Source organism: Bilifractor porci, from assembly GCF_009696005.1.
Lineage (GTDB): Bacteria > Bacillota > Clostridia > Lachnospirales > Lachnospiraceae > Bilifractor > Bilifractor porci.
In genome coordinates this window covers 221,312-234,809 of record NZ_VUMV01000002.1, presented here as the reverse complement: position 1 = coordinate 234,809, position 13,498 = coordinate 221,312, and the positions used below count along the sequence as shown (strand labels likewise).

Below are 13,498 nucleotides of genomic sequence, written 5' to 3'. Positions count from 1 at the left end.
TTAATTTTCCCCTCGTTCTGCTATGTCATACCATTCAATTATGTGTTTCAGATTCTCGGCTTTCACACGCTCTGAACCATTCAGCATCATATCCAGCATATCATCCTCCTCCGGTGTCCTGTCGGATTTATCCGCCAATGCTTTTCCGGCGGTCTTTACCATGACATTCATCATCATTTTGTAAACACCATGAAGTTTTCTGATATCAAAGGTTCCCTGCAGTGTAAAAAGTGGAATTCTCTGTGGCACTTTATTTTTCGTTCTGACCTCAACAAGCTGTGTTCCGGTCTGCCCCATGCCAACACCGCATACTGCCTGGATATTGTACTTTCTGGCAGCTTCCGGATATCCTTTGATTTTTCCTGCCATAATCCATCCCATATAAATGATTTCTGCTCCCGGCTTCACCTTTGTTTTTGCTTCCTCCATGCTATATGACGGAACACAAATCTGATGTGACAACAGCTTTGCATATTTAGCTGTGCTTCCTGTATTTGATGTATAAATGATTGCTCTCATTTTTCTTTCCTCCTTGTTCATGCGTATAAACTATGAGAAACACGCTTCGCGAGTTTCTCAAGTTATCGCGGCAGTCGCCAAGGTCTCGTGCAAGCACGGACTTTGGCTCGTTGCTCGCGTAAATAAAACGCAATGTGAATTGTAGTATTACTCACAATCCGCACTGCGTCTTAGCGTCTGGCTCAAAATCCGATAACTTTATTTAATTGCTTTTACCACATATTCCTTTGCATCTATCAGACTTTCTTTTTTACATTTCGGACAAAATAGCGGAAAATGCGTAAGAACCGTATCTTCCCGAAGTCTCAGTCTGGTTTTATTTCCACAGACCGGGCAGTACACCCATTCCTGCTTCCCATTTTGATTCTCATTTTGCATCTGCCATCCCTTCTTTCTTATCCATAAATTGCTCAGAAAAACGGTTCACGTGCTGTTCAACCAGCTCAATAATTCTTTCCTTATCCTCAGCTCCATCATAAATGCTGTAAAGCAAAAAAATCGGTCCGTAAAATTCCAATGCAATTTGTCCCGCTTCCTCCTTATGCTCCGTCAGTCCCTGAAACACATTTTCTATATATGCAAGTGGACCACCTGACAGGTAGTTTTGATACAGCTTTGCCATTTCCGGATCTCTGTACTGCTCCAATGTCAGCATTTTACGAAAACAGCACGGAAATTCTTCCTGCGTCCAGTGTAAAAACTGCACCTTCGTAAATTCTTTAATCTTATCAAGTGCTGTAGACCGGTAGCCCTCCACCACTTCTTTCATATTTCCTTCCGGCATATCATATTTCTTCACTCTTTCCTGATCCATCCGGTTCATTTTCTCCACAATGCTGTCTAAGATTTCCTGCTTGCTCTTATAGTGCTTATATAGAGCTGCTTTCGTCACTCCCATCCTGTCGGCAATATCATTCATGGAAGTTCCCATATAACCACTCTGGGCAAACAGCTTTAATGCTTCGTCTAAAATTCTTTCCTTTGTATTCTTCTCTCTGATACTCATCACTTACCTCACTCCTAATTTATTTTTTAAAATTGGCACATACAGCCTCGAAATAATTACTTTCTCATCATTTTCCAACACTGCTTCAAATCTGCCACCAAGTGCCGGCGAAATATGCAGGATTTTTTCAATATTTACAATCATGGACTTTGAAATCCTCATGAATGGAAGTTCTTCTATCACATCTTCTAGCTGATATAGTCTTTCCTTAACCTCATAAACACTTTGCCTGCAATAAGCGAATACTTTGTTATCCACCGTCTCAAAATAATAGATATCCGATGCTACAATCGTACTGATTCCATGCTCATCATATCCGGTAAACTTTATTTCACCATACCTTAATCTATGTATTAACCTGTCCATGTCATCTGATAAGGTATGACACCTGAATATTATTTCATCCTCCTCATACGAAGAAGGACGAATGACTGATACTTTCATCTGCTTTCTCCATATAAATATGTTATTGTAGCAGTTTCCTGACAAATATAAGGAAACAGCTTATATGAATGCTCCTAATACCCAATTACCAGCAAGCGACATTCCTCACAGCACTCAGCCGCTATACTTGTCCGATGCCCCGGCTTTAAAGAAGTAATCTCTATAAATCCATCCGCTTTGTCTGCCTTCTCAAATACACCCGGCACCTCATTAGCAAAACTGAATGCTCCATCTTTGCTTGCAAATAAATATCCTTTTCTCATTTCTTTACCACATTTTGTACAAACCATTCTTGATTCCTCCATCAAGTTGTAACTGTTCAGAGCCAAGCAGATTTCCAGAAAAATTGTGAGTCATGCTTGCATGAACGAACAATTATTTCTGAAAATCTATTTGACGGATACGCCACACCGACGAAATGCGCAGCATTTTGGAGGTTGGCTCTGAATAGTCTCTCTCATTTTTCTTAAAAAAAGCAGCACTTAAAATCCACATCAGGAAAATAAGCACTGCGTCTTTGCGTCTGTCTTATAATATTATAAGTTACCTTTTGGTTACTTCATATTATAGTAACCGCTTGGTAACTTGTCAAGTGTTTATTTCATTATCGCATTCATATAGCCTATCAGTATATGACATGGTGCAAAAAGCACTGCGAATATCAATAGTTGAAGATTACCACACACCACTGCACTTTCTATAAACAGTAAGGATGGTAAAATGGACAGATACAGTGACGCTTTAGACGCAGAGCTTTACTATTCTCTCCACTTCTTTACGATTCTTGAATATTTCCAAAAATTAATCAGAACCCTGACACCTTCATCCAATAGAACTGCCAGAAACACTCCTAAAATTCCCAATTTACAAATAAATACTAAGACCGATGCTACACTCACGATCCAAATCGTTCCAAAAATCTGAGTAAACAACATCCACATGATGATTGGAAATGCTAATATAAGCAGCCTCTTTCAGTATTGTTTATTACTTGACTTTTATTTCATAATTTCCTACTTTTGTTTCCGTTATCAAAGTTCTGCAAATCTATCACAGCCTTTTGTTTTAAGCCAAATATACAATGTCAGACCAGCCACAACATTTACTGCTATAAAAATTCCGATATAGCGCATATATCCCAATGTATAACCCGGCAGCGCCATATATCCGATAAACAGAAGTGCTGTATATCCGAATCCGCCAAACAGTGTTATCATCACAGAAGCACTCTGCTTTATCGGTGTAAGCTCATTTGTCCAGGTAAGCACCGGCTTTATCACTCCCATAAATAAACCAAATACTGCCATGACAAACACATAGGATAGTACCTGCAGGATCATCATTACAAACTGTCCGATTTTAAATGGGCAGACTACTGCTGTACAAATCATGCAAAGCATCGCAGGTATACTATTTAAAATAAGCTGCATATCCAGTTTCGCGCGAAGTACCTGCCATGGTGTCACAGGAAGAGACTGTGCAATCCACAGACTTTTACCCTCCAAAGATATCGAAGGTGCCGTCATAATATTCATGGATATAAGACCACAAAGCATGACCGTAATCAGCAGCAGAACACTTCCATCCTGACTTCCAAACATGCCATTCAGCATTGTAAACAGCTTTCTTCCCTTCCATAAAAGTCCAGCCGCACATACAGGCATCAGGAACACGCCAAGTCCACTGTTTAACATATATCCAGAACTTGATGTAAAATGTTTAAACTCCCTTAATAGCAGTGCTTTCGATACGCTTTCCTGTATCATAGTCTTTCTGCGATATTTCACTTTGCCGACTTTGCCAGTGGATATTGCCACCTGTAAGAAGCTTTTTGATATCAAAAACCACATCGCTAAAAACAGAACTGTAACCAATGCAATCATTATAAGAGAAGATTGCATATCTCCTGCGCCAACACTACCAAAGGTAAAGAGCAGATATGCAGAACCCTTGATCTTTTCTCCATACACAGTCAGGTTGGTAAGCAGGTCTGTAATCATATTCCGTGCCTTGAAATAGAAGAAATAATAAGCACCGATAAATAAAAGCGATACCAATACCGTAATCATGCTTTTATGCTTTAATTTCAGGCTTACTTTTGCAACAACATATCCAAGCAAGCAGGACAGCGTCATAACAAATACAGAAATCAACAGTGTAAGAATAATTCCACCAAATATGTTCTGCGTATTAACTCCAGCTGTCACCATATACACAATCCACGCCGGGATAATTACGACTGCCGAGTACATCAGTCCCAAAATGTAAACACTAAGCAGTCGTGATGCAACAATTGCTGATACCGGAATTGGCATGGACAAAAGCAGATCATTATCCTTTGCCAGATACAGACCGGAAAATGTGTTAAATACACTGCCAAATGTACCAAGTAAAATTGCAAGAAGCCCCATAAGCGCATAATACATCCATCCCATATCGAGTGCCGCCATTGGTGCACATAATTTTCTTGAAAGCATCGTAAATATGCCCCCAAGAACTCCTATCATAATAACCGCAAACCATATCATAAACATGATTGTGGACACCTTAGAACGGGCTTTATTCTTCTTCGCATTGTAAAAATATACACGAAAAATTTCACTCAGTTGTTTTTTTACTAAAAGCTTTAACATCCTACTTCTCCAATTCCAGGAATACATCTTCCAGAGACTCATCTCCCTTGACCTCATCCATAGTTCCCTGTCTGATTAACTTACCGCCTTTGATAATAGCAACCTTGTCGCATAATTTTTCTGCAACTTCAAGTACATGCGTTGAGAAAAAGATTGCTCCGCCATTATCGCAAAACGCACGCATCATTTCTTTTAACAAGTGTGATGCCTTAGGATCAAGTCCTACAAATGGTTCATCCATGATAATAAGCTCCGGTTCATGAAGCCATGCTGAAATAATCGCCAGCTTCTGCTTCATTCCATGTGAATATGCAGCAATCGGCTGCGCCAGTTCATCTGTAATTTCAAACAAATCAGCATATTTGTGAATACGCTCTTTTCTATCCGCCGCACTGACCTTAAAAATATCTGCTATAAAATTCAGATACTTGATTCCTGTCATATAATCATAAAGGTCGGGATTATCCGGGATATATGCAATTTTGCTCTTACATTTCAATGGCTGTTCTTTGACGGACTCACCGCCTATGTAAATTTCACCCCGGTCAAACTGCAAAATTCCCACAACAGACTTTAATGTGGTTGTTTTACCGGCTCCATTATGACCGATAAACCCATAGATTTCACCCTTCTGTATATGCAAATTCAAATCGTCTACTGCTGTTTTATCACCATATTTCTTTGTCAGATGTTCAATTCTTAACATATCATTTTCCTCATTTTCAAAATTCTTTTTTACTCATCGTTCTTTTTTCTACGACGTTCTTCGATTTTCCTGTTAATCTTATCAGCCTCTTCTTTTTCCAGCTTTTCTATGCTTCTTTACCTGTTTTCTTTTTCCGGCAGACAAGTCATAACAAGAAAAACTGCTCCCAATACCACGATACTGCCTGCCATAATAACGATCATCTGTGTTGTATTTACTACATTTCCATGAAACTGCGGATTGCAGTCTAACGTTTCCCTGATTGCCGTTATCAGCTCCTTCGGAAGTTTCTCACTCTCCATCTCCTCAAATATGCCACGGAGCATATGATTCTTAATAAGTGAAGTTCCATAAGTCCCCGGAAGATATGACAATGCTTTCTGCAATCCAGAGCCAAAATTAGAGATTGGCATATATGCTCCACAGATAAAGCCATAGCCTGCACTGACAATCGTTCCTACTGCTGACATCTGCCCCTGCGTGGCAAGCGGATAGCTTATAATGCTTGAAAGTGTACTTCCAAATAGCACAAGAAGAAGCTCATCAAAGATAATCCAAAGCACATCCACACAGCTTAAATACCAGCCCATTTTTCCTATGTAAAGAAGTCCGATCACAAGTGCCAGCCCATTTACCAGCAATGAATTCAGTACTGTTGCAAGGAAATATCCAAGATATATCTTTGAGCGGCTTATCGGGGAAACATTGAAATCCTTCCTTGCACCATTCGCCTTATCCTGCACCATTGTAAGATTCACGCAGAATGTAACTGTTACACAGCTTACTGCTAAGAGAGCGGCAACTAGCTGGGATGCAACTGTCCCATCAATCAACTTTTCCGCAATCGTAAATCCTTCCGGAAATGCTGATGTAAAAGAATCTTTATAGACCTTTGCTAAAAATGTGACATACAGCACAATCAGAATAATAGGTGTAATCAGAGATGAGAAAAACATTCCTTTATCCCTGAAAAATAATTTCCTGTTCCTGTTCATAAGAGAAATAACTGCCTTCATTAGTTTTCGCCTCCCAGCACCTTGCCTGTTACCGCAAGAAATACATCATCCATTCCGCCTTTTACTACCTCGTAATCTCTAAATATATCCTGATGTTTAACTATAAGCTTTGTTGCTTCAATGGTATTTCCTATTTTTATCTGATATCCGTCCTTTATTACCTTATACTTCATACCCAAAGACTTCATTTCATCTTCTGTCACACCATAGATTGATACTGTATCCTGCACATAGGCGCTCTTTAATTCAAATGGTGTTCCTTCAGCTACTATGCTTCCTTTATCAAGGATTACGACATATCCCGCATTAGCAGCTTCCTCCATATAATGTGTTGTAAGAAAAATTGTAAGATTCTCATCTGTTCTTAGTTTTTCAATAACTTCCCAGATTCTCCTTCTGGTCTGCGGATCAAGACCTGTGGTCGGTTCATCCAAAATCAGTATTTCAGGCTTATGAAACAACGCTCTGGCTATATCAATTCTTCTACGCTGTCCTCCTGACAATTTACCAACAGGTCTGTTTATATAATCTTCAAATCCAAGAAGTCCTGTAAGCTCCCCAAGCCTCACATCAAATTCCTTTCCAGTGATTCCATAGAGCGCAGCCCTGCTTTTCAAGTTTTCTCTTACAGTAAGTGGTTTATCCAGCACACTATCCTGAAATACTATTCCCAGTTTCTTACCCAGCTCATTTCCCAGCTTTTCAGCAGCTACTCCATCAATCTCCACACTTCCACTATCCTTGTGAAGTTGACCACATATAATAGAAATTGTTGTGCTCTTTCCAGCGCCATTAACGCCGAGGAAAGCAAACAGTTCTCCTCTTTTAACCTTGAAATTCAGGTCATTAACAGCTTTTATATCACCGAAGTTCTTGGTTAAATGACTTATTTTTATGATATCTGATCCCATTTTGTTCTCCTTTATCTCAATCTGATCTACTATGTTTAGCAGCAGAAGCAACAACATATATAAAGATTTTATATATCTGTTTTTGTTTTATCGTATATTTATCTATATGTCTATATGAGCATTACTAAGATGCATAATATATGAACCAAGATGCATTAAAACAATCGAGTAGGGGAGATTTTCTCTCCCCTCTCACACCACCGTACATGCCGTTCGGCATACGGCGGTTCAACATAACTTCAAAGCGTGGCGCTCATTGTAATAGTCGAGACAGCTGATGAGTCCTGCTTTTGCAAGCACAGCTTTCGATACTGCTCGACTCAGACATGATTTAGTGGCTACGAATTGATAATGGTCGCCCCATTGTGACGTTCGTTTTGCCCTGTATGGGTCTATTCCCAATTTAAGCAACCCCCATTCTCGCTTCTTCGGTACTTTCCACTGTTTCCAGATGATAACACGAAGCCTTGTCCTTAAATGTGCGTCAATTTCTGTCATCGCTGCTTTCATGGAGCCAAGGGCGTAGTAGTTAATCCACCCTCTTGTCACTTGGTTGATTTTGGCAATCTTACTTGTGACCGTTCCAGGCATTTTTCGACAGGTCAGCTCTTTCAGTCTGCTCTTGAACTTTTTCACAGAATCCTGATGTGGTCTGCATTTCCATTCATTCGCTTTGCTGTCCATGTAGAAGCCGAAGCCAAGATATTTCAGCTTCGTTGGTCTCGTGATATGGGTCTTGGTCGTGTTTACCTTTAGCCCGAGTTTCCTCTGTATCCAGTCCGTGACCGTCCGCATGACACGTTTTGCACTCGCTTCGCTTCTGACTGCTATCACACATGCTATGTCATAATTAAATATGTACAAAAGTTCCGGAATAAAAATGTACAAATGGTATCATCGTAAAAGCTGATAAAGGAGGCTTGGCGATGATTATCAAATCACCTGTTACAACGAATCTGAAAATTGAGAAACTGGAGGACTTATACAAGTTAAAACTATTTATGGAATCAGCCAACCTGAAAATTAATAAAAGCCAGATTGCCCGAGAACTGGATGTGGACAGAAGAACTGTTGATAAATATATCAATGGATTTCATAAGTCAAAGCATCGGACATCGAGCAACTGCCTAACCCCTTACAAGGACATCATCCGAGAACTTCTTTCGGATGAAAATGAACAGGTCTTTTATTACCGCCGCGTTCTTTGGCAGTATCTGTGCGATAACCATGGTTATCATGGCGCTTACAGTAACTTTTGCTATTACCTTTCCAGGGAACCAGAATTCGCCGCGTATTTTCGTAAAAGACTTCCGGCAAAATCAGAAGCCTATCTCCGCTATGAGACACCAGCGGGAAAGCAGGCACAGCTGGACTGGAAGGAATCCCTGAGGCTTTTAACGACAGATCTCGGATGGGTCGAAGTAAACATCTTTGTCCTGCTTCTTTCCTTCTCCAGATACCGCATTTACCGGATGGTACCAACAAAGTCACAGGATGTACTTTTCTTCTGCCTGGATGACGCGTTTACGGTGTTTGGCGGTGTGCCGGAAGAGATTGTGACAGATAACATGAAAACGATCATGGATCAGCCAAGGACAAGAGGCTCGAAAGGAAAAATAAATATTCGCTTCCAGCAGTTCGCCGATGATTATGGATTCCGTGTCCAGCCATGTATTGCCGCCACGCCAAAGACAAAAGGAAAAGTGGAATCTCCGATGCGGATTCTCGATGAACTCCGTGCATACAATGGTCGGCTGACTTACCTTGGATTCGTGGAACTTCTGGCAAAGATCAACAACAGGGAAAACTCGAAAGTACACCCCGGAACCGGAAAGATTCCGTTGATGTATCTGAAAAAAGAAAAGGATTCCTTCGGCCCGTTACCGCAGCAGACCATCAGAAATCCCTATCAGCTGGTCGATCATAAAGTCCGCATAGACAACGCCAGCCTCTTCCGCTACCGCGGAAAGCAGTATTCCGTACCGCCGGAATACATTGGCAAAAGCGTTACCCTGCAGGTTTACGATGACTACATCCATGTGTATTGTAACATGAAACGCATCGCACTGCAGCCTTTGTCGGAAAAGAAAATCAACTATCAAGAGGACCATTACCGGGATCTCATTTGCAGAACGCATTCGTTTGCAGAAGAAAATATCGCAGCACGAGCAAAGGAAAATCTCAGGGCGTTAGGAGCAGTGTATGAATAACAGCAGTATCTACAAACAGACGATACAGAACCTTGGAACACTCCGGCTGAACCAGATGGAACTCCATCTGGAAGAAGTCGCCGGAGATGTGGGAACAAAGAATCTTTCTTTTACGGAGGGGCTCTTAAAACTAACGAATTATGAAGTGGACTTCAAGGAACAATCTGCAGCACAAAGTACGATTCATGCGGCGGCATTTCCGTTCGTAAAGACACTTTCGGATTTTGACTTCAGCTTCCAACCTTCCGTGAGCGAAGCCCAGATGCAGGAATTCTGCACCCTTGGATTTATGGAGAAGGCGGAGAATATCGTCTTTCTCGGATCGAGCGGAGTTGGTAAGACGCATCTGGCAACATCCATCGGGGTTGCTGCTGCAAAACACCATAACATCACCTATTTCATCAAATGCAGCGATCTTCTGCAGCAATTGAAAAAAGCAAAGCTGGAGAATCGTCTGGAAGCGAGGCTGAAGCATTTCAACCACTACAAGCTTTTGATTATTGATGAAATCGGGTACCTTCCGATTGACAAGGAGGATTCCAACCTGTTTTTCCAACTGATCGATATGCGTTATGAGAAGAAAAGTACGATCCTGACGACAAATATCAACTTCGGAGATTGGGACAGCGTTTTTTATGATGCAGTCGTAGCAGATGCAATCCTGAACCGTGTTCTACATCATTCCCATGTCGTATCGATCACAGGAAAATCCTATCGGTTGAAGGACTTTGAACAGGAGGAACCATCACCGTAAACTGTACATTTTTATTTAGGATTTTTTGTACATTTCTACTTGACAGTTAATACAGGCTTACACGGAGATCGAACTTGACCTTTCAGCTTACATTCCGCATGGCTTCGGGACCAGCGACTGCATCATTGTTTCCGATAACAGGATGCATGTCATTGATCTGAAGTACGGTCAGGGAGTGCTCGTGGAGTCAGAAGAAAACCCGCAGATGATGCTCTATGCACTCGGCGCACTGGATCTCTTCGGAGATCTGTACAACTTCGAGGAAGTATCGCTGACCATCTTCCAGCCGAGACGAGACAATATTTCGACTTGGAACACCACGGTATCACACCTCAGGGAATGGGCAGATGAAGTCTTAAAACCTAAAGTTGCTCTGGCCAATGAAGGACTCGGCGATTACTGCTCCGGCGACTGGTGCCGCTTTTGCAAAGCAGCAGTCAAGTGCCGTGCAAGAGCCGAAAAGCAGCTCGCTCTCGCAAAGTACGAATTCCAGAAGCCACCCCTCCTCTCGGATGAAGAGATTGATGAGATCCTTCCCGATCTCGATCCACTGATGAAATGGGCTGAAGATCTGATGCAGTATGCCACAGATGAAGCAGCCGAGCATGGAAAGAAGTGGAGAACCTACAAACTGGTCGAGGGACGCTCAAAGAGAAAGTATACAGATGAGCAGGCTGTATCAGAGGCCGCGAAGAATGCCGGCTATACCGACATTTACAGGAGAAGCCTCATCCCTATCACGGAAATGGAACGCCTGATGGGTAAGAAAACGTTCCATGAAGTCCTTGGCGGACTTGTGATGAAGCCGCCGGGCAAACCGACACTCGTGCCGAGAACGGACAAGAGGCCGGAATTAATAGCAAATGATGTTCATGATGAATTCAAGGAGGAAATTTAATTATGTCAACCAATCAGAATCCCACAAAAGTCGTAACCGGTATCGTAAGACTCTCTTATGCAAATGTATGGGAACCGAAGTCCATCAACGGAGGCAAGGAAAAGTACAGCGTTTCGCTGATCATCCCGAAGTCCGACAAGAAGACGATTGACGCCATCAACAAGGCCGTCGATGCCGCTATCGAGGACGGTATCAGCAAGTTCGGCGGCAAGAAGCCGAACAAGGCTGCGATCAAGCTTCCTCTCCGCGACGGTGATATTGAGCGTGATGACGAGGCCTACAAGGACAGCTTCTTCGTCAATGCCAACAGCACCACTCCGCCCCAGATCGTTGATGCTCATGTTCAGCCGATTCTTGATCGCAGCGAAGTTTACAGCGGCTGCTATGCAAGGGTATCTGTCACTTTCTACGCTTTCAACTCCAACGGAAACAAGGGCGTGGCCTGTGGTCTTGGTAACATTCAGAAGATCAGGGACGGAGAGCCTCTCGGTGGTCATAGCAGTGCTGCTGATGATTTCTCCGACTTCTCCGATAACACCGGCGATGATGATTTTCTTGGCTGATAGCAGAAAGGCAGCGATATGAAAGACATTCTTGATACGGTTCTCTACATCATCTACGCCCTCTTCGGGCTCGGCGGACTGGGCCTCACGATCCCTATGGTCGTGATCTCCATCCGGAATACCAAGCGCGACGATACGTATGAGAAGGAACCGCACGATCAGAAGATGAAAAATCAGGCAGCCGCCGCAGAGCGTGACAAGGAATTCGCAGCGCAAAAGCAGCAGTGGGATAAAGAATACCACGAAAGGCGCATGGCTTCTCTCGAAGATCTGAAACACTGACAACTGAATAACGGAAACATGTAACGGCGGCGGGAGGCAGAATTCCCGCCGCTCATTTTTTATGGAGACACATTATGAAATCACTTAGTATCGATCTCGAAACATTCTCAGACGTCGATCTGAACAAGTCCGGCGTGTACCGGTACACGGAAAGTCCGGCCTTTGAGATTCTTCTCTTCGGATTTGCCAGAGATGATGATCCGGTAACCGTCCTGGATCTGACTGCCGGCGATACTGTTCCTGAAGATGTTCTGGACGCACTAACAGACGAAACAGTGACAAAGTGGGCATTTAATGCAAGCTTTGAGCGGATCTGTCTTTCCGCATATCTTAGAAAATATTACCCGGAGCGCTTTGTCACCTACAGTATTCCGGAAGACAGCGTCCGAAATTACCTCGACCCGGCATCCTGGCGCTGTTCCATGATCTGGTCTGCCTATCTTGGCCTTCCCCTCTCTCTGAAAGGCGTCGGCGAGGCATTAGATCTCGAAGAACAGAAAATGGCAGAAGGCAAGGAACTCCTCCGCTACTTCTGCACTCCGTGCAAGCCGACAAAGACGAACGGCGGCAGAACAAGGAATCTCCCCTCTGACGCACCGGATAAATGGGAGGTCTTTAAGAAATACAACCGCCGCGATGTCGAGGTGGAAATGTCCATCAAAAAGCACCTGCGTAACTTCCCTGTCCCGGAATCGGTCTGGGAGGAATACCACATCGATCAGGAGATCAACGACAGGGGCATTCTTGTAGACCTTGAGATGGCAGAACAGGCCATTGCAATTGACAGCCGGTCAAGAGCCTCTCTTACCGAGAAGCTCAAAAAGCTGACCGGTCTTTCCAATCCGAACTCTGTCGTGCAGATGAAGGACTGGCTGAGTGCCCACGGCCTTAAGACAGATACCCTTGGCAAGAAGGCTGTGGCATCCCTTCTGGAAACTGCTCCGGATGATCTGAAGGAAGTGTTAATGCTCCGTCAGCAGATTGCCAAATCCTCGGTAAAGAAGTATCAGGCCATGCAGAACGCTGCCTGTCGGGACCACAGAGCAAGAGGAATGTTCCAGTTCTATGGGGCAAACCGCAGTGGACGATTCTCCGGGCGGCTGATTCAGTTACAGAACCTTCCTCAGAACCACATGCCGGATCTGGCGGAGGCAAGAGCCCTCGTAAAAAACGGTGACTATGACTCTCTTGATCTTCTCTATGATTCCGTTCCGAACGTTCTGTCCGAGCTGATCCGGACTGCTTTTATTCCCCGTCCTGGCATGAAATTCATCGTCAGCGACTTCTCTTCCATCGAGGCAAGAGTCCTGGCTTATCTCTCTGGTGAACAGCATACGATGGACTCCTTTGCCAGAGGAGAAGATATCTATTGTGCTACGGCATCAGCGATGTTCCATAAGCCGGTCGTCAAACACGGCGTCAACGGTGAGCTCCGGCAGAAAGGTAAGATCGCGGTTCTCGCCTGCGGCTATGGCGGCTCCGTCGGCGCTCTGAAGGCGATGGGAGCGCTCGACATCTGGCGGACCCGTATTCCACGCCCTGCCGGTACTTCTTCG

The 13,498-nt window shown here is 43.5% G+C and carries 16 protein-coding genes and 1 pseudogene; 7 read left to right on the top strand and 10 right to left on the bottom strand.

Annotated elements, in window-relative coordinates:
* The 5 genes from FYJ60_RS03875 to FYJ60_RS03855 form a co-directional block, all read right to left on the bottom strand.
* Complete coding sequence (locus FYJ60_RS03875) at positions 1–519, bottom strand: flavodoxin domain-containing protein (protein WP_154457253.1); 519 nt, start codon at positions 517–519, stop codon at positions 1–3.
* 198 nt (positions 520–717) lie between these two features.
* Positions 718–897: a cysteine-rich KTR domain-containing protein gene (locus tag FYJ60_RS03870; RefSeq protein ID WP_066564161.1), complete on the bottom strand. Its 180-nt coding sequence runs from the start codon at positions 895–897 to the stop codon at positions 718–720.
* The gene (locus FYJ60_RS03865) at positions 887–1,525 is read right to left on the bottom strand and encodes a TetR/AcrR family transcriptional regulator (protein ID WP_154457252.1); all 639 of its coding nucleotides are present in this window, start codon (positions 1,523–1,525) and stop codon (positions 887–889) included. Before FYJ60_RS03865 ends, FYJ60_RS03870 begins: the two co-directional genes overlap by 11 nt.
* 3 nt (positions 1,526–1,528) lie before the next feature.
* On the bottom strand, positions 1,529–1,969 hold the full coding sequence (locus FYJ60_RS03860; protein ID WP_154457251.1) for a LytTR family DNA-binding domain-containing protein: 441 nt from the start codon (positions 1,967–1,969) through the stop codon (positions 1,529–1,531).
* Positions 1,970–2,043: 74 nt separating this feature from the next.
* On the bottom strand, positions 2,044–2,259 hold the full coding sequence (locus FYJ60_RS03855; protein ID WP_154457250.1) for a PF20097 family protein: 216 nt from the start codon (positions 2,257–2,259) through the stop codon (positions 2,044–2,046).
* Between the two features lie 430 nt (positions 2,260–2,689).
* Here FYJ60_RS03855 and FYJ60_RS03850 point away from each other — a divergent pair, with 430 nt between their 5' ends.
* On the top strand, positions 2,690–2,893 hold the full coding sequence (locus FYJ60_RS03850; RefSeq protein WP_154457249.1) for a hypothetical protein: 204 nt from the start codon (positions 2,690–2,692) through the stop codon (positions 2,891–2,893).
* A gap of 107 nt (positions 2,894–3,000) precedes the next feature.
* Here FYJ60_RS03850 and FYJ60_RS03845 read toward each other — a convergent pair whose 3' ends face one another.
* The 5 genes from FYJ60_RS03845 to FYJ60_RS12585 all read right to left on the bottom strand — a co-directional run bounded on the left by FYJ60_RS03845 (position 3,001) and on the right by FYJ60_RS12585 (position 8,069).
* On the bottom strand, positions 3,001–4,602 hold the full coding sequence (locus tag FYJ60_RS03845) for a hypothetical protein (protein WP_154457248.1): 1,602 nt from the start codon (positions 4,600–4,602) through the stop codon (positions 3,001–3,003).
* A 1-nt stretch (position 4,603) separates the two neighbouring features.
* Positions 4,604–5,308, bottom strand: a complete 705-nt coding sequence (locus tag FYJ60_RS03840) for an ABC transporter ATP-binding protein (RefSeq protein WP_154457247.1) — start codon at positions 5,306–5,308, stop codon at positions 4,604–4,606.
* A 116-nt stretch (positions 5,309–5,424) separates the two neighbouring features.
* On the bottom strand, positions 5,425–6,324 hold the full coding sequence (locus FYJ60_RS03835; protein WP_154457246.1) for an ABC transporter permease: 900 nt from the start codon (positions 6,322–6,324) through the stop codon (positions 5,425–5,427).
* Positions 6,324–7,235 (bottom strand): ABC transporter ATP-binding protein, encoded by a 912-nt coding sequence (locus tag FYJ60_RS03830; RefSeq protein ID WP_154457245.1) that lies wholly within the window; start codon positions 7,233–7,235, stop codon positions 6,324–6,326. Before FYJ60_RS03830 ends, FYJ60_RS03835 begins: the two co-directional genes overlap by 1 nt.
* Positions 7,236–7,463: 228 nt before the next feature.
* Entirely contained in the window at positions 7,464–8,069 is a 606-nt protein-coding gene (locus tag FYJ60_RS12585; RefSeq protein ID WP_330579101.1) for a group II intron maturase-specific domain-containing protein, read from the bottom strand.
* 92 nt (positions 8,070–8,161) lie between these two features.
* Between FYJ60_RS12585 and istA the strand changes: the two genes are divergently transcribed.
* From istA to FYJ60_RS03795, 6 genes and pseudogenes are all read left to right on the top strand, one after another.
* A complete protein-coding gene (gene istA, locus FYJ60_RS03820) occupies positions 8,162–9,445 on the top strand; it encodes an IS21 family transposase (RefSeq protein WP_154457244.1) in 1,284 nt (427 codons plus the stop codon).
* A complete protein-coding gene (gene istB, locus FYJ60_RS03815) occupies positions 9,438–10,199 on the top strand; it encodes an IS21-like element helper ATPase IstB (protein WP_154457243.1) in 762 nt (253 codons plus the stop codon). Before istA ends, istB begins: the two co-directional genes overlap by 8 nt.
* 49 nt (positions 10,200–10,248) lie before the next feature.
* Complete coding sequence (locus FYJ60_RS03810) at positions 10,249–11,097, top strand: DUF2800 domain-containing protein (RefSeq protein ID WP_330579113.1); 849 nt, start codon at positions 10,249–10,251, stop codon at positions 11,095–11,097.
* 2 nt (positions 11,098–11,099) lie between these two features.
* Positions 11,100–11,660 carry a DUF2815 family protein gene (locus tag FYJ60_RS03805; RefSeq protein WP_154457242.1) on the top strand — a complete coding sequence of 187 codons (561 nt, stop codon included), beginning with the start codon at positions 11,100–11,102 and terminating at the stop codon, positions 11,658–11,660.
* 18 nt (positions 11,661–11,678) lie between these two features.
* Positions 11,679–11,942 (top strand): hypothetical protein, encoded by a 264-nt coding sequence (locus FYJ60_RS03800; protein WP_154457241.1) that lies wholly within the window; start codon positions 11,679–11,681, stop codon positions 11,940–11,942.
* A 74-nt stretch (positions 11,943–12,016) separates the two neighbouring features.
* Positions 12,017–13,459 (top strand): annotated as a pseudogene (locus FYJ60_RS03795) (DNA polymerase); the annotation flags it as partial.
* Between the last annotated feature and the right edge of the window lie 39 nt (positions 13,460–13,498).

What these genes read in the sequence shown, in the direction of transcription:
- FYJ60_RS03860 (WP_154457251.1), bottom strand. Translation starts at nt 1,969, where the DNA reads ATGAAAGTATCAGTCATTCGTCCTTCTTCGTATGAGGAGGATGAAATA.
- FYJ60_RS03870 (WP_066564161.1), bottom strand. Translation starts at nt 897, where the DNA reads ATGCAAAATGAGAATCAAAATGGGAAGCAGGAATGGGTGTACTGCCCG.
- FYJ60_RS03845 (WP_154457248.1), bottom strand. Translation starts at nt 4,602, where the DNA reads ATGTTAAAGCTTTTAGTAAAAAAACAACTGAGTGAAATTTTTCGTGTA.
- FYJ60_RS03840 (WP_154457247.1), bottom strand. Translation starts at nt 5,308, where the DNA reads ATGTTAAGAATTGAACATCTGACAAAGAAATATGGTGATAAAACAGCA.
- FYJ60_RS03830 (WP_154457245.1), bottom strand. Translation starts at nt 7,235, where the DNA reads ATGGGATCAGATATCATAAAAATAAGTCATTTAACCAAGAACTTCGGT.
- FYJ60_RS03805 (WP_154457242.1), top strand. Translation starts at nt 11,100, where the DNA reads ATGTCAACCAATCAGAATCCCACAAAAGTCGTAACCGGTATCGTAAGA.
- istB (WP_154457243.1), top strand. Translation starts at nt 9,438, where the DNA reads ATGAATAACAGCAGTATCTACAAACAGACGATACAGAACCTTGGAACA.
- FYJ60_RS03875 (WP_154457253.1), bottom strand. Translation starts at nt 519, where the DNA reads ATGAGAGCAATCATTTATACATCAAATACAGGAAGCACAGCTAAATAT.
- FYJ60_RS03865 (WP_154457252.1), bottom strand. Translation starts at nt 1,525, where the DNA reads ATGAGTATCAGAGAGAAGAATACAAAGGAAAGAATTTTAGACGAAGCA.
- FYJ60_RS03850 (WP_154457249.1), top strand. Translation starts at nt 2,690, where the DNA reads ATGGACAGATACAGTGACGCTTTAGACGCAGAGCTTTACTATTCTCTC.
- FYJ60_RS03835 (WP_154457246.1), bottom strand. Translation starts at nt 6,324, where the DNA reads ATGAAGGCAGTTATTTCTCTTATGAACAGGAACAGGAAATTATTTTTC.
- FYJ60_RS03855 (WP_154457250.1), bottom strand. Translation starts at nt 2,259, where the DNA reads ATGGTTTGTACAAAATGTGGTAAAGAAATGAGAAAAGGATATTTATTT.
- FYJ60_RS03800 (WP_154457241.1), top strand. Translation starts at nt 11,679, where the DNA reads ATGAAAGACATTCTTGATACGGTTCTCTACATCATCTACGCCCTCTTC.
- istA (WP_154457244.1), top strand. Translation starts at nt 8,162, where the DNA reads ATGATTATCAAATCACCTGTTACAACGAATCTGAAAATTGAGAAACTG.